Origin of the sequence: Deinococcus alpinitundrae (assembly GCF_009982895.1) — a bacterium.
Lineage (GTDB): Bacteria > Deinococcota > Deinococci > Deinococcales > Deinococcaceae > Deinococcus > Deinococcus alpinitundrae.
Genome location: NZ_WXZL01000363.1, coordinates 1 through 255 on the forward strand (window position 1 = coordinate 1; position 255 = coordinate 255).

Genomic DNA, 255 nt, shown 5'->3' on the forward strand with positions numbered 1-255 from the left:
GAAATTGCAGCATTAACTTTTCCAATGCCGCTTTGGGTAATCACTACTTCTCTATCTTTTAAAATGCCAGTATAAAATTTAACATGTGCAACTGAAATTTCGCTTAATTGTGTTAATTTATTTTTTAATATTGTTACTTCTTCTTCCATGGCACCAATTATACCAATCATCTTTTGATTCACCTCTTTTAAAAAATCCTAGCATTTGTTATTTTATCACATTTTAATCACTACAACGACAAGTATCATGATTTTC

The 255-nt window shown here is 29.0% G+C and carries 1 protein-coding gene; it reads right to left on the bottom strand.

The window, feature by feature from the left end:
- On the bottom strand, positions 1-170 hold a 170-nt coding region (locus GUI70_RS25975; protein WP_438503519.1), incomplete at its 3' end, for a phosphorylase family protein.
- Positions 171-255 lie beyond the last annotated feature (85 nt).